At 67.2% G+C, this 19,109-nt stretch carries 19 protein-coding genes; 11 read left to right on the forward strand and 8 right to left on the reverse strand.

What is annotated here, in order from left to right; genetic code table 11:
- Positions 1-9 precede the first annotated feature (9 nt).
- On the forward strand, positions 10-957 hold the full coding sequence (locus tag BFE01S_RS22290; RefSeq protein ID WP_028227405.1) for a LysR substrate-binding domain-containing protein: 948 nt from the start codon (positions 10-12) through the stop codon (positions 955-957).
- A 335-nt stretch (positions 958-1,292) separates the two neighbouring features.
- On the opposite strand, the gene BFE01S_RS22295 is transcribed toward BFE01S_RS22290, so the two are convergent.
- On the reverse strand, positions 1,293-1,484 hold the full coding sequence (locus BFE01S_RS22295) for a hypothetical protein (RefSeq protein WP_028227406.1): 192 nt from the start codon (positions 1,482-1,484) through the stop codon (positions 1,293-1,295).
- A 114-nt stretch (positions 1,485-1,598) separates the two neighbouring features.
- Here BFE01S_RS22295 and BFE01S_RS22300 point away from each other — a divergent pair, with 114 nt between their 5' ends.
- The 5 genes from BFE01S_RS22300 to BFE01S_RS22320 all read left to right on the forward strand — a co-directional run bounded on the left by BFE01S_RS22300 (position 1,599) and on the right by BFE01S_RS22320 (position 6,103).
- Complete coding sequence (locus tag BFE01S_RS22300; protein ID WP_028227407.1) at positions 1,599-2,234, forward strand: TetR/AcrR family transcriptional regulator; 636 nt, start codon at positions 1,599-1,601, stop codon at positions 2,232-2,234.
- A gap of 101 nt (positions 2,235-2,335) precedes the next feature.
- Positions 2,336-3,310, forward strand: coding sequence for a DMT family transporter (locus BFE01S_RS22305; RefSeq protein WP_042338248.1), 975 nt, complete (start codon positions 2,336-2,338; stop codon positions 3,308-3,310).
- 259 nt (positions 3,311-3,569) lie between these two features.
- On the forward strand, positions 3,570-4,298 hold the full coding sequence (locus BFE01S_RS22310; RefSeq protein ID WP_028227409.1) for a PIG-L deacetylase family protein: 729 nt from the start codon (positions 3,570-3,572) through the stop codon (positions 4,296-4,298).
- Complete coding sequence (locus tag BFE01S_RS22315) at positions 4,295-4,990, forward strand: 4-carboxy-4-hydroxy-2-oxoadipate aldolase/oxaloacetate decarboxylase (protein ID WP_028227410.1); 696 nt, start codon at positions 4,295-4,297, stop codon at positions 4,988-4,990. Before BFE01S_RS22310 ends, BFE01S_RS22315 begins: the two co-directional genes overlap by 4 nt.
- 12 nt (positions 4,991-5,002) lie before the next feature.
- Positions 5,003-6,103, forward strand: a complete 1,101-nt coding sequence (locus BFE01S_RS22320) for a 4-oxalomesaconate tautomerase (protein ID WP_028227411.1) — start codon at positions 5,003-5,005, stop codon at positions 6,101-6,103.
- Between the two features lie 119 nt (positions 6,104-6,222).
- Here the strand turns inward: BFE01S_RS22320 and BFE01S_RS39710 are convergent, their stop codons facing one another.
- On the reverse strand, positions 6,223-7,506 hold the full coding sequence (locus BFE01S_RS39710) for a LysR family transcriptional regulator (protein ID WP_042338249.1): 1,284 nt from the start codon (positions 7,504-7,506) through the stop codon (positions 6,223-6,225).
- Positions 7,507-7,632: 126 nt separating this feature from the next.
- Complete coding sequence (locus BFE01S_RS22335; RefSeq protein ID WP_028227412.1) at positions 7,633-8,343, reverse strand: GntR family transcriptional regulator; 711 nt, start codon at positions 8,341-8,343, stop codon at positions 7,633-7,635.
- 444 nt (positions 8,344-8,787) lie between these two features.
- Here BFE01S_RS22335 and BFE01S_RS22340 point away from each other — a divergent pair, with 444 nt between their 5' ends.
- The 4 genes from BFE01S_RS22340 (at position 8,788) to BFE01S_RS22355 (ending at position 12,144) form a co-directional block, all read left to right on the forward strand.
- A complete protein-coding gene (locus BFE01S_RS22340) occupies positions 8,788-9,630 on the forward strand; it encodes a gallate dioxygenase (RefSeq protein ID WP_028227413.1) in 843 nt (280 codons plus the stop codon).
- On the forward strand, positions 9,627-9,986 hold the full coding sequence (locus BFE01S_RS22345; protein ID WP_028227414.1) for a protocatechuate 3,4-dioxygenase: 360 nt from the start codon (positions 9,627-9,629) through the stop codon (positions 9,984-9,986). The genes BFE01S_RS22340 and BFE01S_RS22345 overlap by 4 nt, the downstream gene beginning before the upstream one ends.
- A gap of 70 nt (positions 9,987-10,056) precedes the next feature.
- Positions 10,057-11,400 carry an MFS transporter gene (locus tag BFE01S_RS22350; protein WP_028227415.1) on the forward strand — a complete coding sequence of 448 codons (1,344 nt, stop codon included), beginning with the start codon at positions 10,057-10,059 and terminating at the stop codon, positions 11,398-11,400.
- A 450-nt stretch (positions 11,401-11,850) separates the two neighbouring features.
- Entirely contained in the window at positions 11,851-12,144 is a 294-nt protein-coding gene (locus BFE01S_RS22355; RefSeq protein ID WP_028227416.1) for an antibiotic biosynthesis monooxygenase family protein, read from the forward strand.
- Between the two features lie 14 nt (positions 12,145-12,158).
- On the opposite strand, the gene BFE01S_RS22360 is transcribed toward BFE01S_RS22355, so the two are convergent.
- A complete protein-coding gene (locus BFE01S_RS22360) occupies positions 12,159-12,998 on the reverse strand; it encodes a peptidoglycan DD-metalloendopeptidase family protein (RefSeq protein WP_028227417.1) in 840 nt (279 codons plus the stop codon).
- Positions 12,999-13,426: 428 nt separating this feature from the next.
- Here BFE01S_RS22360 and cobA point away from each other — a divergent pair, with 428 nt between their 5' ends.
- Complete coding sequence (gene cobA / locus BFE01S_RS39715) at positions 13,427-14,215, forward strand: uroporphyrinogen-III C-methyltransferase (RefSeq protein WP_042338251.1); 789 nt, start codon at positions 13,427-13,429, stop codon at positions 14,213-14,215.
- Between the two features lie 36 nt (positions 14,216-14,251).
- Here the strand turns inward: cobA and BFE01S_RS22370 are convergent, their stop codons facing one another.
- From BFE01S_RS22370 to nirD, 4 genes are all read right to left on the reverse strand, one after another.
- Positions 14,252-15,409 (reverse strand): CmpA/NrtA family ABC transporter substrate-binding protein, encoded by a 1,158-nt coding sequence (locus BFE01S_RS22370; protein WP_028227418.1) that lies wholly within the window; start codon positions 15,407-15,409, stop codon positions 14,252-14,254.
- Between the two features lie 10 nt (positions 15,410-15,419).
- Positions 15,420-15,995 carry an ANTAR domain-containing response regulator gene (locus BFE01S_RS22375; RefSeq protein ID WP_028227419.1) on the reverse strand — a complete coding sequence of 192 codons (576 nt, stop codon included), beginning with the start codon at positions 15,993-15,995 and terminating at the stop codon, positions 15,420-15,422.
- Between the two features lie 62 nt (positions 15,996-16,057).
- Positions 16,058-18,775 (reverse strand): nitrate reductase, encoded by a 2,718-nt coding sequence (locus tag BFE01S_RS22380; RefSeq protein ID WP_028227420.1) that lies wholly within the window; start codon positions 18,773-18,775, stop codon positions 16,058-16,060.
- A gap of 5 nt (positions 18,776-18,780) precedes the next feature.
- Entirely contained in the window at positions 18,781-19,101 is a 321-nt protein-coding gene (gene nirD, locus BFE01S_RS22385; RefSeq protein ID WP_407668240.1) for a nitrite reductase small subunit NirD, read from the reverse strand.
- Between the last annotated feature and the right edge of the window lie 8 nt (positions 19,102-19,109).

Genomic DNA, 19,109 nt, shown 5'->3' on the forward strand with positions numbered 1-19,109 from the left:
GCCTGGCTAATGTCTATGCAACTGGATTCCTCACTGCTCGGCGCGCTCCGCTGTTTCGAAGCTGCCGCGCGTCTGTTGAGCTTTACTCAGGCCGCGCGGTCCATGAACCTCACGCAAAGCGCCGTGAGTCAGCAGATTCGCCTGCTGGAAGAGCGGTTGGGCTATCGACTGTTCGTACGGCAAACGCGCGGGCTGAAACTGACCGACAAAGGACTGACGTTGTTCGAGACGACGTCGCGGGCGCTAGGGGAGATTCAGGCCACACTACAAAGGCTTGAAATATCCCACTCTCCGTTACAGGTAAGTTGCCTGCCCTCGTTTGCGCTGCAGTGGCTTATGCCCCGCCTGACGGATTTTCATCGGCAGGAAACCGACGTCTCGGTGCGTCTGAAGGCTGAGTTTCAAAGTATCAGCCGACAGGCCATGCAGGTAGACGACATTGACATCGCGATACGCTACGACCCCACGACGTATTCGGAACTCCAGTCGGAGGTGCTGCTCGACGAATATCTCGTCGCCGTCGCGACGCCGGAGTACCTCGCGCGCCACCCCCGCTTTGCCGACGGGTCGTCCCTGGATGGCGTCACCCTGCTTCATGACGCTTCGCCGTGGGATGGTGCTGCGGAGTTCATCGAGTGGCGGACGTGGATGCAGGAAAACTGGTCGCGCGAAATGCCCCGCCTGGACGGTCCGCAGTTCAACCTTTCGAGCCTTGCCCTTGCCGCCGCGCTGAGTCATCAAGGCGTGGCTATTGGTCGAACAGCGCTGGTCCATGACGATATCCTGAGCGGTCGTCTGCGGATCGCCTTCGGCAAGTCAGTCAAAGCACCGGCGAGGTATGTGTTGTTGTCGCGCGAACCCGGCGATCGACGTAGCGTAATCTTTTCTAACTGGATTCTGGGTGAGTGCCAACGCTTTTCCGTGGACCGGCAAAACGTGTTCGGCCGTTTAGGCTAATACCTCGGAAAACATCATGTTTCGCTAATCTGCGCAACGTCGGGACGTGCTGCGATTGGGGGTGTGGTCTTTTGCGGCTCCGCATCTCTTCGTCCTTGTAGCAAAACACCGCCTTGCTGCCAGGCCGAAAAAATCAACGAAGAGTACGGGAGGATCGCTGTTTCTATCGTTCACGTCGCAGACTAAAGGGAAGTCTTTGCAGTGCCATCCCATTGAACCGGCGACAGATTCTTGACAATTGACGCCCGTTCGTTCAATGGCCGCAACGGGCGCGCCCAGTCAGATGTGCTATCCCGGTACTGCAATCCGGTCTGGTTCTCTGATGGGCTTGCCCTTCAGAGAACCCGGCGGTTTCGGATTCGTTCGATGGCCGACGAGCGTTGCAGGATGAGATGCGTGATGTACTCGGGAAGCCGCGCACCAGGCACGTTGGCAGGTACGTCGCGCTCGAGTTGCGCGGGGACCCGGACGATAAATACATCGGGCTCGCTTTTCAGGCTGTGTTCGTAACTGACGCGGTAGTCCATGGTCTTGGGCAAGGCCGAGGGGAATTATGGGTCAATTAGAACGCAAGCCTGGTATTCCCGGCTGGCCCGGGCCACCTGTTGATTTTGGGAACGATCAGTTCTATTATCATCGCCATGACTACGCCAAAACTTCACGCGCCCCGCACGCGTCGTTCGGTGGACCGCGGCCGGCCACGGGAATTTGACATCGACCAGGCGGTCGAGGCGGCCGGGCGCGTCTTCTGGGAGCACGGCTACCATGCCACGCCGGTCGATGTGCTGTGCGAGGCCACCGGCGTGTTTCGCGGCAGCCTCTACCGCACCTTCGGCGACAAGCACGGCCTGCTGGTTGCGGCGTTCGACCATTACGCACAAGGGGCGCTTGCGCGACTGAAGGAGCGGCTCGCCGGCGACCTGCCGCCGCGCGAGGCGTTGCGCGAAGCGCTGTTGCACTATACGAAGGTGAGCGCGCATCTTTCCGGGCGCCACGGCTGCTTCATCACCAATGCCGCCGTCGAGCTTCTGCCGGGTGACCCCGTGCTGCGCACGCATATCGAAGCGACGTTGGGGCGCATTGCGACGCAATTCAGTCTGGCCATTGCGCGCGGCCAGCAGGCCGGCGATTTCGACCGGACACTGGATGCGGAAGAGGCCGGCCGCTATGTGCTCTGCGTGGCGCAGGGGCTGCGTGTGCTGGGCAAGGTCGATATGGACGAGGCTGCGCTGGTTTCGGTGGTCGATATGGCATTGCGCGCGCTGACCGGGCGCTGACGCGAAGCGGCTCTCACGTAGCAAACGAAGTGACGCCAGAGGGCGCGCACTGCAGCAGCAGGTGCCGCCCAAATTTTTCACTATTTTGAGAACGATCAGTCATGAATTCGCATGCCGTTGCCGCTTCGTCTTCTGGCCGCTACTGGAAAGGGGTTGCGTCGTGCCTCGCCGCTACCGTGTTGATCGGCGTGATGTTCCCGGTCATGACGGACGCGCTCAGGCATATCGATCCCTTTACCTTTACCTCGCTGCGCTACCTGATTGCGGGCGCGGGTTTCGCGATCCTGCTGTTACGCCGGGAAGGGCGCGCTGCGCTGCGCACCGATGGTCAGTCGCTGGCTTTCGCGTGGCTGCTGGGGTCGGTCGGATTCTGCGGCTTTGGTTCGTTCGTCTTTCTCGGCCAGCAACTGGGTGGCCGGGAGGGCGCGCTCAACGCCTCCATCATGATGGCCACGCAGCCGATGATGGGCCTCCTTCTGAACGCCGCCGTGCGCAGATCGGCGCCGCCACTGCTCTCGTTCGCGTTCGTCCTCCTCTCGTTCACCGGCGTCGTACTCGTCATCACGCGCGGGGATCTGCACGCCGCCCTGCAAGCACCGCAGCACTATGCGGCCAGCGGCCTGATCGTGCTCGGCGCGCTGTGCTGGGTCATCTATACGTTTGGCTCTGCTTACTTTACCCGCTGGTCCGCGCTGAAATACACCACCTTCACGACCTGGCTCGGCTTGAGCACGATTATCGCCGTGAACGTCGTGCTCATCGCGCTGCACGCCGTCGATGCGCCAACCCCGGCTGCCCTGTGGGCGATCGTTCCGCACCTGATCTATATGGGACCGGTGGCGGGTTTCGTGGCGATACTCTGCTGGATTTCGGGCAACCGGATTCTGGGGCCGATGAACGGCGTACTGTTCATGGACGTCGTGCCGATCACGGCCTTCGCGGTGTCGGCGTTGACGGGTGTTGTGCCGGACGAGGCACAGATTGCCGGCGCTGCGCTAACGGCGTCGGCGCTGGTGCTCAACAACGTGTACCTGCGGCAGCGGGCGCGCCGGGCGACGGCGTCGGCGCCCGCCTGAGCGTCCCGGGATTGCGGCGGAAGTCGGTGCATCGCCTTCCTGGCGCAGTTTGTTGCCGCACCGCTCCAGCGTGACAGCCGTCGAGTTAGCAAAGATGCCCGCAAGCGTATTTCACGAGCGAGGCGAGGCGGGGGAATTTGCTCGTTGAAATCCATCCGATAAACAGTTTCGATGGCATTCTCCGCCGCTTTCGGTGCGTCTGTACGCCTGCCGAACCCTAGAATGGGGCCTGGTAAAGATCGACGTGTGGTGACCCGGAATGACTGACAAATCGATGCTCGTGGTGAGCGCGCACAGCGCGGATTTCGTATGGCGCGCAGGCGGCGCGATTGCGCTGCACCGCAAGAACGGCTATCGCGTGAAGGTGGTATGCCTTTCGTTTGGCGAACGGGGCGAATCGGCGAAACTCTGGCGCAAGGGCGAGATGACGCTCGATACGGTGAAGGCCGCGCGCCGCGAGGAAGCCTCGCGTGCAGCGGACATCCTCGGCGCCGAAGTGGAATTCTTCGACCTCGGCGATTACCCGCTGCGCGTGAGTGACGAGGCGCTGCTGCGGCTCGTGGACGTCTATCGCGACGTGCAACCCGCCTTCGTGCTCAGCCACTCGCAGCAAGACCCGTACAACTTCGATCATCCGCTCGCGATGCATGTCGCGCAGGAAGCGCGCATCATCGCCCAGGCCGAGGGTCACAACCCCGGGCAGAAGATCGTGGGCGCACCGCCCGTCTATGCATTCGAGCCGCACCAGACCGAACAATGCGAGTGGGTGCCGAACACCTTTCTCGACATTACCGAAGTCTGGGAAGTCAAACGCCGCGCCATCGAATGCATGGCAGGGCAGGAACATCTTTGGGAGTACTACACGCGTGTCGCGCTTCAACGCGGCGTGCAGGCCAAGCGCAACATCGGCATTACGGCGAAGCGCGATATTCAGTACGCGGAAGGCTATATGCGCCTCACGCCGGCGGTCGTGGGAGATCTGGCATGAAGCGCGGCATTGTCGTCACGCAGATACCGCGCGCCGAAGCCCGCGATATCGCCATCCTGAAGGCGGCGGGCGCGGCTACCGTGCACGAGGCGCAAAGCCGTCTCGGCCTGCTCGCACCGTATATGCGGCCCATTTATGCCGGCGCGGCGCTAGCCGGCTCCGCCGTAACGGTGCTCATGCCGCCCTCGGATAACTGGATGCTGCATGTGGCGGTCGAGCAATGCCGCGAGGGCGACGTGCTGGTGGCGGCACCCACTTCGCCCTGCGAAGACGGCTATTTCGGCGAGTTGCTGGCCACCTCGCTCAAGGCGCGCGGCGTGCGCGGTCTGATCATCGACGCCGGTTGCCGTGATATCCGCGCGCTCAAGGAGATGGATTTCCCCGTGTGGTCGAAGGCCGTCTCGGCGCAGGGCACGGTGAAAGAGACGCTGGGCTCGGTGAATATTCCCGTGGTGTGCGCACAGCAGATCGTGCATCCCGGCGACGTGATCGTGGCGGACGACGACGGCGTGGTGGTCGTGCCGCTCGCCACGGTGCCCCAGGTGGTCGAGGCGGCCGAGGCGCGTCTTGCGAAGGAAGAGAAGACGCGCGCGGTGCTCGCCGCCGGCAAGCTCGGGCTCGACTACTACGGCATGCGCGCACGGCTCGCCGAAAAGGGCCTGCGTTACGTGACATCGGCTACGGATCTCTGAGCGAGGCAGGCCATGGCACGCAACGCGCAAACCCGCATCCCCTGCATGCTGATGCGCGGCGGCACGTCGAAGGGCGCGTACTTCCTCGCCTCCGATCTGCCCGGCGACCCCGCATTGCGCGAGCGCGTGCTGCTGGCCGTGATGGGCTCGCCCGACCCGCGGCAGATCGACGGCATCGGCGGCGCAGACCCGCTCACGAGCAAGGTCGCGATTGTCTCGCGCTCCACACGCGAGGACGCCGACGTGGACTACCTCTTTGCGCAGGTGGTGGTGAACGAGGCGCGCGTGGATTACGGGCAGAACTGCGGCAACCTGCTCGCGGGCGTGGGGCCGTTCGCCATCGAACGCGGTCTCGTTGCCGCCTGCGACGGCAACACGCCGGTTGCGATCCACATGGTCAACACGGGGCAGATTGCGGTGGCGAGCGTGGCGACGCCGGGCGGCAACGTGTGCTACGAAGGCGACGCGAAGATCGACGGCGTACCGGGAACGGCAGCGCCGATCCCGCTTGCGTTCCGCGACACGGCGGGCTCGACATGCGGGGCGCTGCTACCCACGGGAAATATTAAGGACACCATAGCGGGTGTCGAGATCACGTGCATCGACAACGGCATGCCGCTCGTGCTGCTGCGCGCGCGCGACCTCGGCCGCACGGGCTATGAAACGCGCGCGGCGCTCGATGCCGACGAAGAATTGAAGGCGCGCATCGAGGCCATCCGCCTTGCCGCCGGTCCGCTGATGAACCTCGGCGACGTGCGCGAGCGCACGGTGCCGAAAATGTGCCTCGTCGCAGCGCCGCGCGCAGGCGGCGCGATCAGCACGCGCAGCTTCATTCCGCATCGCTGCCATGCATCTATCGGCGTGCTCGGCGCCGTGAGCGTGGCGACGGCGGCAGTGTTGCCGGGCACCGTGTGCGAGGGGCTGGCCGACGCGGGCGAGTGGGCGCAGGTCAAGCGCGTGGTGGTGGAGCATCCCACCGGCGAGTTCACGGTTCAGCTTGCGCTATCGCGCGAGGACGGCGCGATCCAGGTGGAGAGCGCCGCGCTGCTGCGCACGGCGCGCTGGTTGTTCGACGGCGTGGTCGGCATTCCGGCTTCGGTCTGGGGAGCCTGAAAAAGCGCCCCGCCATGCATTCCGTCAAGCTTCTTGGCCCAGCCGCTCGAATATCTTCTGCCGCGCCCGCGTCACGCCTGGCTCGATAGCGCCGAGCAACACCTCTTCGGTGCCCGTTGTCATTCGAGCCGGACGGCCGCCCCGGGGCAGGCGCGCAGTCCCTCCACCACGCGCACGGCGGGGGCGAGATCGGCTACGGCGAGGCGCACCGCGTCGATCAGCGCGCGTGCGGCGGGCGAGGGCGCACTGTCTGCCCGCAGCGTCAGCCCGATCTCGCGGCGCGTGTTGTGCAGCGGCACGTCGAGCGCCACGATTTGCCCCGCTTCGCGCTCGTAGTGCAGTTGCTGCGCGGAGAGCGCGGCCAGCATGTCGGTGCCGAGCAGGAGGCCGCGTATCACCGCGAGGTCCGCCGTTTCGACGGCGGGGGCGGGCGGCTTGAGCTTGAGCCGTTTGAACTGCGCTTCGAAGAGGGTGCGCGCGGGCGAGTGAATGCGCGGCGCGATCCATTGCGCATGGCGCAGGTCGCCGATGCTCGCGTGCTTCGTCTGTGCGAGCGGATGATCGCGCCGTGCGAGCACGACCATGTCTTCGGACATCAGCCGCTCGGTCGCAAGGCCGCTCGCGGCGTCGTTTTCGCGCAGCGCGCCAAGTATGAAATCGATATCGCCCGCGCGCAGGGCGGCCACCAGCAACTCCCACGCGCTTTCGTCCGTCACTACGCGCACGCCGGCATGGCGGGCGTTGAGCCGCGCGATGGCGGCAGGCAGGATCAGCGTGCGCCCAAGCGGCAGCGCGCCCACCGTCACCGCGCCCTGGATATTGCCGTGCAGGGCGGCGATGTCGTCGGGAACATGGTGCAGTTCGTTCAACGCGCGCCGCACATGCAGCAGGAAAGTCTCGCCTTCGGCCGTGAGCAGGACGCCGCGCGGGCCGCGATGGAACAGCGTGACGCCCGAGCCGCTTTCGAGCACGCGCATGGCGCTGCTCACGGCGGGCTGGCTGATGCCGAACGCACTGGCCGTGCTCGGCATGTGCCGATGCCGCGCGAGCGCAACGAATAGCTGCAGCCGCCGCGTATTGAGCAGATAGGCGGGGAGCGCGCCTTCGGCCAGCGCGCGGCGGCGCGCCTGGCGCGACGCGCACCAGTGCGCGAGTTCTTCGAGTTCGCCGAAAATGCGTGCGCAGCGCTCGAGCACCACGCGCCCCACCGGCGTCGGCAGCATGCCGGACGGCTTGCGCTCGAACAGCGGCTCGCCGAGCGCCGTTTCCAGCTCCTGCACCGAACGCGTTACGGCGGACTGCGCGCGATACAGCGCGGCGGCGGCGCGCGTGGCGCTGCCGGTGTCGGCCACGAGGCGAAAGGCACGCAACTGCGCGAGGTTCAGAAGTTCAGGCTGGCTCACGTTCGAATGGCCTGGTCAGCGCGGCTGTGCCGCGCAGGAAGAGAGGTACGCAAACCGCCAACGTAGTTGCCCACAGCGAGTGGCCCAAAGCATGGCCCACAGCGGCCCATACGATGCGACGCGCATTCAGGCGCTCTGCGCGGCATGGGCGATCAGGTGCAGACGGTCTGCCGACATGTTCAGGCTCTCCTTCGAAATGTGCGTGTGCTCTTTCATGAGCGCCTCCACGCGCGCGCCTTCGCCCTGCATGAGCGCGCCGACGATCGCATGATGCTGGCGGTGCGCGTAGCACAGCATCATGAACTGGCGCTCGCGCGCGGCAGCGTCGAAAACGACCGTGCCGGGCGCGACGAACGGAATCCTGTCGTTCAGGCGCAGCGCCGCACTCACGGCATGATTGTGCGCGGCTTCTACGATTAGCGCGTGGAACTCGCCATTCATGGCTGCGTAGCGCGTTTCCGCCTGCTCGTCGAGCACGCCTGCCTCGAAGAGCGCATCGCCTTCGCGCAGGCAGGCGGCCAGTGCTTGCGCGAGCGCCGCGTCCACGCCGCGCTCGGCCAGCGAGCGTGCGGCGAGACCTTCCAGCACCCCCCGCACGTCGATGGCGTTCAGCACGTCGTTCACGCTGAAGCGCCGCACGGTGTAGCCGCGCGCGCCGCTGCGCTCGACCAGTCCCTCCGTGGCGAGCACGCTCAGCGCGTAGCGCAGCGGGGTGCGCGAAATGCCGAGTTGTTCCGCGACCTGCGCTTCCACGAGCCGCTGGCCGGGCGCGAGTTCGCCGGAAAGAATGCGCGCGCGCAGTGCCTGCACGATGGTTTGCTGAGTGGTTTCATTCATGTCTGCCTGCCTGTCTCGCGTGCCGGTAACGGGCTTCGCCGCGCCGTGTTCTGCCCTTGGCTTATCGATGGACCCAAACCGCCCGACGTACCCGCGCGGTGCGGCCGCAGCGCGGGGGGGATTGCGAGTTGATTCTTTTAGTATCTGTTTCGTTTATGGCGCAGGTGCCGAGGGGCTTGCCGGTGTGCCGGATCGATGTCGTTTCAGGATACCAAAATCCCTTTGTGGCACGCGGGTTTCAGGCCGGTGCGGCAGGGTGCATCGGAGAGAAAGTCCCATGAATCAGGTGCTGAAACCCGAAATTACTGGTTAACCCCGCCATGGCGCGCGAACCGGGCTTCCGGTAATTTCGTATCCCAATAAGGCGGCTGCCTCGCGTTGGGCGCATGGTGGGCAAGTTGTGGGGCAGGCGCCGCGGAACCGGATGTTTGCGAGGGTATCGACATGGCAAGGATAGTGGGCGGCATCGGCACATCGCATGTGCCGACAATCGGATTGGCCTATGACAAGGGCAAGCAGAACGAACCCGCCTGGGCGCCGCTCTTCAAAGGGTACGAGCCGGTGGCCGGGTGGCTGGCGGCGCGCAAGCCGGACGCGCTCGTCATGTTCTACAACGATCACGCCAACAGCTTCTTCTTCGACTGCTATCCCACCTTCGCGCTGGGCGTCTCTGCGCAGCACGAATTCGCCGACGAAGGCGCCGGCAAGCGCCCGCTGCCCGATATCGCCGGGCATCCCGATCTGGCCATCCATATCGCCGAGCAGCTCGTGAACGACGAGTTCGACCTCACGATCTTCCAGGACAAGCCGCTCGACCACGGCTGCAACTCGCCGCTGTCGCTCATGCTGCCGCACGCGGGCGGCTGGCCGGTGGCGCTCGTGCCGTTCGAGGTGAACGTGCTGCAGTATCCGCTGCCCACGGCGCGTCGCTGCTACCGGCTGGGCCAGGCGCTGCGCCGCGCGATCGAATCGTTCGCGCAGGATCTGGACGTGGTGGTGGTCGGCACAGGCGGCCTCTCGCACCAGGTGCACGGCGAGCGCAGCGGCTTCAACAACACGCAATGGGATCACGAGTTCCTCGACCTGATCGTGAGCGAACCCGAGCGCCTCGCCGCGATGAAGCACGTGGACTACGTGCGTCTGGGCGGTGCGGAGAGCGTGGAGACGATCATGTGGCTCGCCATGCGCGGCGCGCTGGGGCCGAAGGTGCGCGAGATCCACCGCAACTACTACCTGGCGACGAGCACGGCGATGGCCGTGACCGTGTACGAAGAGGTGGCGTCATGAATCCGCAGCTGGTGGGCATCGAAGCACTCACGGGTACCTATCCGTTCGACATTCGCCAGAGCATCAAGGCGATGCGCTTGAACCGCTTCTTCTGGCAGATGCGCGAGCCGGCCGCGCGCGAACTCTGGCTGGCCGACCGCAAGGCGGCCTACGACGCAGCCGCGCTGAGCGACGAGGAACGTTCACTCGTGGACAACACCGACTGGCTCGGGCTCGTGCGCTACGGCGTGTGCTTCTTCGTGCTGGAGAAGTTTGCCCGGGTAGTGAAGATCACGAACCTCGGCATGTACGCGAGCATGCGCGGCGAGACGCTGGAGGCGTTTCTCCAGACACGCCAGGTGCCGGACGCGGTTTGACCCGCGACGATCATCCCCGCGCCGGCGCAGCGCGGCAGCACAAAACGATTCATAGGGAGGGAGACAGCGCATGAAACCTGCCGACGCAGTAGATATCAAGGGGTTTATCGACGCGCGCCGCATGTCGGGCTACCAGTGGCTGGTGCTGGTCCTCTGCTTTCTGATCGTCGCCCTGGACGGGCTCGATACGGCCGTCATGGGCTTTGTCGCCCCGGTCGTGATGCACGAGTGGAGCATTGCGCGCGCCGCGTTCGGCCCGGTGATGAGCGCCGCGATGGTGGGGCTCGCCATCGGCGCGCTGGTGGCGGGGCCGGTGGCCGACCGCGTCGGACGCAAGCAGGTGCTGCTCGCATCCGTGTTCAGTTTCGGCGCATTCAGCCTGCTGTGCGCGTTCGCGGCGTCGCCGGGGCAACTCGTTGCGCTGCGCCTGCTCACGGGTCTCGGGCTCGGCGCCGCCATGCCGAACTCCACGACGCTGCTCTCGGAATACGTGCCCTCGCGCAGCCGCTCGCTGCTGCTCACGATCATGTTTACGGGCTTCAATTTCGGCTCCGGCATGGGCGGTTTCGTCGCGGCCGCGCTGATGCCGCATTTTGGCTGGCGCGGCGTGTTCGTGTTCGGCGGGGTGCTGCCCATCGTCTTCGTGCCCGTCCTGCTGGGCCTGCTGCCCGAATCCGCGCGCTTTCTGCTGGTGCGGCGCGCTGCTGTCGAACGCATTGCCGCCACGCTCGGCCGCGTGAGCGGGCATCGCTTCGATGCGGCCACGCGTTTCACTGCGCCCGAGCCCGCAGTGGCCGCGAAGGCACCCGTGCGCATGCTGTTCGCGGACGGCTACGCAATGAGCACGCTCATGCTCTGGGTCACGTATTTCATGGGCCTCCTCATCATTTATCTGCTGACCGGCTGGCTGCCCACGCTTATCAAGGATGCGGGCCTGCCCGTGGAGCGGGCGGCGGCCATCACCGGCATGTTCCAGCTGGGCGGCACGGTGGGCGCGATCGTCGTGGGCTTCGCGATGGACCGCATGGACCGTAACGCCGTGATCGGCCTGGCTTATCTGCTGGGCGGCGTGTTCATTTTCGCGCTCGGCATGGGCACGCTCAAATCGGGGCTGCTCACGGTGCTGGTGGCGTGTGCGGGCTTCTTCATGAGCGGCGCGCAAACGGGTCTCAATGCGCTGGCGCCTTCGTGCTACCCCACCCGTGCGCGAGCGACCGGCGTGAGCTGGATGCTGGGCTTCGGGCGCCTGGGCGGCATCCTCGGCTCGTTCATCGGCGGCGTGCTGCTTTCGCTCGGGTTCACGTTTTCTACGGTGTTCTCGGTGCTCGCGGTGCCTGCGCTGATCGCCGCGGCAGCCATCGTCATGAACCGCCTCGCATTGCGCTTCATTACGTCGCCCGTCGCCGATGCCTGAACGTTGCTTTCCGATGGACGGTCCGCATACGGTGGATCGTCCGCGGCGGATTTTCCTGGCAGGAACGACATCGATCTGATCGGCGCTGAGCGCGGGAGCGTCGTACATGTACATGAAAGGCAACGACGTGGTGGACAACCACCACCCGCATCAGCTTGCCGCCAACGTGGACTACGCGCTCTCCAGGCGCACGAGCGTCTATGTGCTGGCCGTTTATCAGCGCGCGAGTTCGGGCGGGCCTCGCGCAGATCGACGGCATGAACACGGCCGATGGCGCATCGAGTGGCCAAGACCCAGGCGGTCGCGCGCGTGGGTGCGCATACGCGTTTCTGGACGAAACGCGCCTCCGTGCTAACGTTGCGGCTGGCCGCTTTGCCGTTCGCCCCATCCTTGGGGGCGCTGGCGGCAAGCGGGTTTCGCAACGCAGGTCCGAATCGGGAGGGGAGTCTCGTGATTTACGAAATGGCACACATCACGGTGCAGCCGGGCAAGCATGCCGAGTTCGAAGCGGGGGTGGCGCAGGCCCTGCCCCTGTTCCGTCGCGCGCGGGGTTACCGCAATATCGAACTGCAGCGGTCCATCGAGGACCCGAGCCACTACATTCTGGTCGTGCAGTGGGACACCGTGGAGGACCACATGGTGCACTTTCGCGAGTCGGAGGACTTCAAGGAATGGCGGCGCCTCGTCAGCCCGTACTTCGCGAAGCCGCCGGTGGCGGAACACACCGAAGTCGTGGTGAAGTAAGCGCGCCGCGCTGATTACTGCGGCGGCAGGTAGCGCAGCGGATCGACCGGCTTGCCGTCGCGGCGCACTTCGAAGTGCAGCATGACGCGGTCCGAATCCGTGTTGCCCATGGCCGCGATCACCTGGCCCTTGCTCACGTTGTCGCCTTCCTTCACCTTGAGTTCGCGGTTGTGCGCGTAAGCCGTGAGGAAGGTGGCATCGCTCTTCACGATCACGAGGTTGCCGTAGCCGCGCAGCCCGTTGCCCGCATACACCACGCGGCCGCCGGCGGCGGCACGCACCGGCTCGCCCGCCGAGCCGCCGATGTCGATGCCCTTGTTGCTCGAATCGTTGAAGCGGCCGAGGAGCGGCCCGCGCACCGGCCAGACGAGCGAGAGGCTGCCCGCGTCGGCGGCGGGCGGCTGGTTGTCGGCGGGCGCGGCAGCAACGGTGGGGGCGACCGGCGCAGCAGCCGACGGCACCGCGGGGCCAGGCGCCACCGCCACGGCAGCGGGCGCGCCGCCCGGCGGGACCACGCGCAGCAGTTGATCCACTTCGATATGGTTCGGGTCCGTGAGGTTGTTCCAGCCGATCAGCTCGCCGGCACTATGGCCGTTGGAGCGGGCGATGGCCGAGAGCGTGTCGCCGGGGCGCACGCGGTAGTAGCCGGGCGGCGGCGGCCCGAGCGGCGCGGGGGCGGCCGCCATGGGGGCGACGGGCGTCGGCGCCGGGGCGGACGGGTTGCCGCCGCCGGAGAGATCCACCACGGGCGCCGGGTCGAGCCGCGTGGCGCAGGCCGAAAGCAGGCAAAGCGCGGCGGCGCAGATGCCGCGTTGTGTCAGGGTCAGCCGGGGGGCGCTAGGTTTTGCTCGCATCGCTCGATACCTGGTTCTTTCAATAGCTTGACGCCCGGGTGCGCCGTGCGGCGCATCCGGGTTCTGGACTGTCAACGGTCCGGCGGCGCCGATGGTTGACCGCGGACGCGTCTGCCTCGCACCGGGACCGGGCGCCGCCGCCCGGCAAAGCGCGCGCAGCGGCACCTTCGTGGTGCCCGCGCGCCGGTGCCTGGCCGGCTTGTTCCGCTGCGGTCGTAGTGTAGCGAACGGATGCGCGGAACACGGAAAAAATGCGTGCGCTGGCCTCCTTCTTGCGTGAGAGAAGGACCGGCAACGACGCCGGCGCGGCGAGGCTGCGGGCCTTGCCCACCACAACCCGATACCGATGGAGAGGACAACGGCGTCCCCCCATGCCTATGCATGGGCGGTGCGCCGGATTGACCGGCTGCCGCCCGCCAGGGAGAGCCATGTTCAATCCCGCCGCCGTCCCCGTCAAAGCGCGAGGCAGAGTCACCCTCGTGAGCGCCGGTCCCGGCGACCTCGATCTTCTGACGCTGCGAGCGGCGAAAGCGATTGCCGCTGCCGACGTCCTTCTCATCGACGATCTCGTGAACGAAGACATCGCCACATTGGCCCCGCACGCGCGCGCGATCCACGTCGGCAAGCGCGGCGGCTGCCGCTCGACGCCGCAGGCATTCATCACGCGTTTGATGCGGCGCTACGCGCTACAGGGCCGCCACGTGGTGCGCGTGAAAGGCGGCGAGGCGCTGCTGTTCGGGCGCGCTGGCGAGGAAATGGCCGAACTGCGCGGCGCGGGCATCGAAGTCGAGGTGGTCAACGGGATCTCATCGGGATTCGCGGCGGCGGCGGGGCTGGGGGTGTCGCTCACGCATCGCGATCACTGCCCGGGCGTGATCTTCGTGACCGCGCATCTGCGCGACGGATCGGAGCCCGACTGGCGGGCGCTCGCGCAAACGGGCATGACGCTCGCGATCTATATGGGCGCAAGCCGCATCGCAGGCATTGCGGACGCACTGGGTGCGGCGCTCCCGCCGCATACGCCGGCCGCCGTCGTGCAGTGGGCCGGGACGGTACGGGAGCGGCGCGTGATGGCCACGCTGGGCGATATCGCAGCACTGGCGCAAGCGGCGGGTGTCGCGAGTCCGGCGGTGATACTCGTGGGCGGGGCGATCGGCGAGGCGGCGCGCGGCCTGGCGGCGGCGCCGGCGCCGTGCGCCGAAGCACGCAGCGCGTGAGGCCGGCGCGCTTCCCGCGCCTTCGCGATTCATGCTTCATGCACGAATCGCGAACCCCTCCACATAGGCGTGCGGATCGATGTCGCCATCCCAGCGGCGCCCATCGATCAATACGGGCGACGGACTTTGCCCGGGCAACGCGAGCCGCATCTCTTGCGCCGCCTCGCCGTAGAGCCCGGTCTGGTTCACCGCCTGGGCCACTTCCCGATAGTCGAAGCCGCGCGCCAGCATGCCCCAGCGTTCGAACTGGGTGAGAAACCACACGCCTTCCGAAGCATGCGGAACGTTCACGGCCCCGCCGTCGAAGAAGCGCACGGGCGGTACGCCCGGTGCCGCCGCGCCTTCGAGCCGGGAAGCGATCAGCGCCGCATCCACGCCGACGAATTCGGGCCGCGCGAGCCACTGGGCGATCTCGCGCCGATGCCCCGCGCCGTCGAGCCAGCGGCACGCCTCCAGCATCGTGCGCACGAGGGCGCGCGTGGTCTGGGGATAAGCCGTCACGAAGTCGCGCCGGCACGCCAGCACCTTCTCCGGATGATCCGGCCAGATCTCGCCGCTGTGCACGACGGTGCGGCCCATGCCGCGCTGCTGCGCGAGCGCGTTCCACGGTTCGCCGACGCACAGGCCGTCGAGCCGCGCCTCGGCGAGCGCCGCGGCCATCTGCGGCGGCGGAATGGCGACGCTCTCCACGTCGCGCAGCGGATGCACGCCCTGGGCCGCGAGCCAGTAGTACAGCCACATTGCATGCGTGCCGGTCGGGAAGGTGTGCGCGAACACGGGCTTTCTGCCGAGCGTGGCGAGCGCGCGCGGCAGCGTGCCGTGCGTCTCGAGCGCGGCGGCCAGCGGGTTCGAGAGCGTGATGGCCTGGCCGTTGCGCGCGAGCACCATGAGCAGCGCCATGTCGGTTTGCGGGCCGCCGAGGCCGAGCTGCACGCCATAGACGAGCCCGTAGAGCGCATGCGCAGCGTCGAGCTCGCCGGCAATCAGCTTGTCGCGCAGCGCGGCCCACGAGGGCTGGCGCGAGAGCTCCAGCGTGAGGCCGTGCGCGTGGCCGAATTCGAGCAGCTTCGCGGCAACGACGGGCGCCGCGTCCGAGAGCGGCACGAAGCCGATCTTCAGATGGGTCTTCTCCGGCGGGCCGCCATAGGCCGCAGCGTGCGCGCCGGCGGGATCGGGGAACGTATTCGGATTCATGGGCGTTGCATCATTCCTTCGGCGCGGCGGCTTCGACAATCTGCCGCGCGGCCTCGGCGAGCTTCACGCTCTGGTTCATGGCGCGCTTGCGCAGCGCCGCGTAGGCGGCGGGCTCGGCAAGCTTGTGCTGCTCCATCAGGAGGCGCTTGGCGCGGTCGATCAGCTTGCGCTCGGCGAGTTCGGTTTCGGCTTGCGTGAGCCGTTCGCGCAACTCCGCTTCCTGCGCGAAACGCGCGAGGGCGACTTCGAGGATGGGGGCGAGCCGCTCGCTCGCGAGACCATCGACGAGATACGCCGTCACGCCCGCCTGCACGGCGGCGCGAATCAACTGCTGGTTGGCGTCGTTGCTGAACATCAGCACGGGGCGCGGCGCGGTGGCGGTCATTACCGCGAGCTGTTCGAGCGTGTCGCGCGAAGGCGATTCGGTATCGACGATGACGACGTCGGGGCGCTCGCGCTGGACCGCCCGGTGCAGATCCTGCGGCGTGGCGGGGTCGGGCAGCATGTCGTAGCCGAGCCGCGCGAGCGCTTCGCGCAGATCGCCGATGGGCTTCTCGGTATCGGTGACAAGCAGGACTCGCAGCATGTTCGGGGGTGGTTCGAGCGCTTCGTTGTGTTGACTATCGGGTTGACTGCCGTGCCGACCTTTCATCCGGTGACGCCTGCGGGTTCGCGCGCCGCGCACATGCGCCGCAACTCGGGTACGCACGAGCCGCACACCGTGCCGCAGCCCAGCGACGCTTTCAGGTCCGCCACCGACGCGCCTTGCGCGATCGCCGCCTGGATCTTCGCCGCGCCGACCTGCCTGCAACTGCAGACGATACGCTCGCGCGGCGTGCCGGCGGCGGCGTCTGCCGCGTTTGCGGCGCCGCGCCGGGCCGCGAAGGCGGCAAGGCGCGTGCCCTGCCACGGCTGCGCGGCGCGCACGGCCGCGAGCAGGCTTTCGGACTGGGCGACGTCGCCGGCCAGCACGAAGCCCTGAATGACGTTGTCGCGCCAGAGCGCGCGCTTGTCAAGGCCGCGCCGCGCGTCGCGGTATTCGAGCGTGTCGTCGCCGGGCAGGAGGCCGAGCGCTGTATATAGCTGTTCGAGCCACCCTGCGGGCGCGGCCGTGTGGGCGGCGCGCAGCACGAGCAGGTCGTCTTCGATCGCAAGCGAGGCGTAGCGGCACGCGCCCATGAGCGGCTGCACGGCGGCCTGCAGCGCGAGCGCATCGCCGCGCCGTGCCGCGCTCACGCGCCACGGCAAGGAAATGGCCTCCACGCGCACCGCCGCGTGCTTGAGTTCGGGCTGCGACGAATGCGGATCGACGGCCGGATCGGTCACCTCGTTGATGCCGCCGCTCGACATGAACTGCGCATTCCAGTGCATGGGCGCGAAGAGCGTGCCGGAGGGCACTTCCTCGCTGACTCTCATGGGCAGCACGAGTTCGCCGCGCCGGCTGATTACCCGCACGAGGTCGCCGTCGCGCAGGCCGCGCCGCGCAGCGTCGCCCGCGTGCATGTCGAGCGCAGGCTCCGGCGCGTGCGTGAAAAGCCGCCCCACGCGGCCCGTGCGCGACATGCCGTGCCACTGGTCGCGCAGCCTGCCGCTCGTGAGGCGGAACGGGAAGCGCGCGTTGACCGTATCGGCGGGCGGCTGGTAGTCCAGCGCGTGAAAGCGGGCGCGGCCGTTTGCGGTGGCGTAGCGGCCATCGGTATAGCGGCGCGCTTCGCCGTGATGGCTGCCCGCGCGAAACGGCCATTGCTGCGGGCCGCGTGCATCGAGCGTGGCGTAGTCGAGGCCGCCGATGTCGAGGTCGCGTCCCTCGGTGAGCAGCCGGTGTTCGTTGAAGATCGCCTCGGGCGAGTCGAAGCCGAATAGCGGTTTGCCGCCCTGCGTTTCGAGCAACTTCTCGATGCGCCGCGCCACTTCCACCGCGATCCACCAGTCGGGCTTCGCCTCGCCGGGCGGCTCGACGGCTGCGCGCACGCGCGAGATGCGGCGCTCGGAATTCGTGACCGTGCCGCTCTTTTCGCCCCAGCTGGCGGCGGGCAGCAACACGTCGGCATAGGGCACCGTGTCGGTCTGCGTGAACGCTTCCTGCACCACCACGAATTCCGCCTGCTCCAGTGCCTTGCGCACGCGCGCATTGTCGGGCATGGAGTGCGCGGGATTCGTGCAGACGATCCATACCGCCTTGATCGTGCCCGCGCGCAGCGCGTCGAACATCTGCACGGCCGGCAGTCCGGGCCGCGCCGAAAGCGACGCCACGCCCCACAGCCGCGCAACTTCTTCGCGATGCGCGGCATTGCCGATGTCGCGATGCGCTGCCAGCATCGTCGCCATGCCGCCCACTTCGCGCCCGCCCATGGCATTGGGCTGGCCCGTGAGCGAAAACGGCCCGGCGCCGGGCTTGCCGATCTGCCGTGCCGCAAGGTGCAGATTGATGAGCGCGAGGTTCTTGCCGGTGCCCTGGCTCGACTGGTTCAGGCCCATGCAGTAAAGCGAGAGTGCCGCCTCGCTGGCGCCGAACCACTCCGCGGCCTGGACCAGGTCCGCTTCGTCGATCCCGCAGATCTGCGCGGCAATGGCGGGCGTGAAGGTGCGCACGGCGGCCTTGAGCGCGGCGAAGCCTTCGGTATGCGCTTCTATGTAATCGCGATCGACGAGCCCTTCCCAGATCAGGTGATGCAGCATGCCGTTGAAGAGCGCGACGTCGGTGCCGGGCGCGATGGCGAGGTGCAGGTCGGCCATGGCGGCGGTGTCGGTGCGGCGCGGATCGACCACGATCCAGCGAATCGACGGATCGGCCGCCTTCGCGGCTTCGAGCCGCCGGAACAGCACGGGGTGCGCCCACGCCGCATTGCTGCCCGCGAACAGCACGGTGCGCGCGTGTTCGAGGTCGTCGTAGCAGGGGGGCGGGCCGTCCGCGCCGAAGGCCATCTTGTAGGCGGTCACCGCGCTCGACATGCACAGCCGCGAGTTGGTGTCGATGTTGTTCGTGCCGATCAGGCCCTTGGCGAGTTTGTTGAATGCATAGTAGTCCTCGGTAAGCATCTGGCCGGAGACATAGAGCGCCACCGAATCGGGACCGTGCGCCTCGATGGTCTGCGCGAAGCGTTGCGCCACGGCGTCGAGCGCGGTGGGCCAATCCACCGCTTCGCGTGGAGCCTCGCGCTTCGCGCGCATTTCGGGCTGCAGTGCGCGGCCCGTGGTGCTTCGCGCGGTGTCGGCCAGCGCCATGCCCTTGCTGCAGAGCTTGCCGTAGTTCGCCGGATGCTCGGGGTCGCCGCGCACGCCGGTGATGCGGCCGCCCTCGGCTTCGATCAGCACGCCGCAGCCTACGCCGCAATAGCAGCATGTGGAGCGCGTCTCGGTCTTCATCGCGTTCAGTCCAGAGAGAGGAACACGGCGCCTTCCTCCACGCGCACCGGAAAGCGCCGTGCGCAGCCTTCGTCCGGCGCCTGGGCGTGGCCGCTCGCGAGGTCGATATTCCACGCGTGCAGCGGGCAGGTCACGCTGTGGCCGTGCACGATGCCGAGCGAGAGCGCACCGCCCTTGTGCGGGCAGCGATCGAGGAGGGCGAATACGGTGTCGTCGGCGGCGCGGAAGATCGCGACGTTGCCGCTCGCGCGTTCGAGCACGCGGCTGCCTAGCCGGGGAATCTCGGCGACTTCGCACACGCGTGTCCAGGCGGGGATGACTTTCATGTCCATGT

The sequence above is a fragment of the Paraburkholderia ferrariae NBRC 106233 genome (assembly GCF_000685035.1).
Lineage (GTDB): Bacteria > Pseudomonadota > Gammaproteobacteria > Burkholderiales > Burkholderiaceae > Paraburkholderia > Paraburkholderia ferrariae.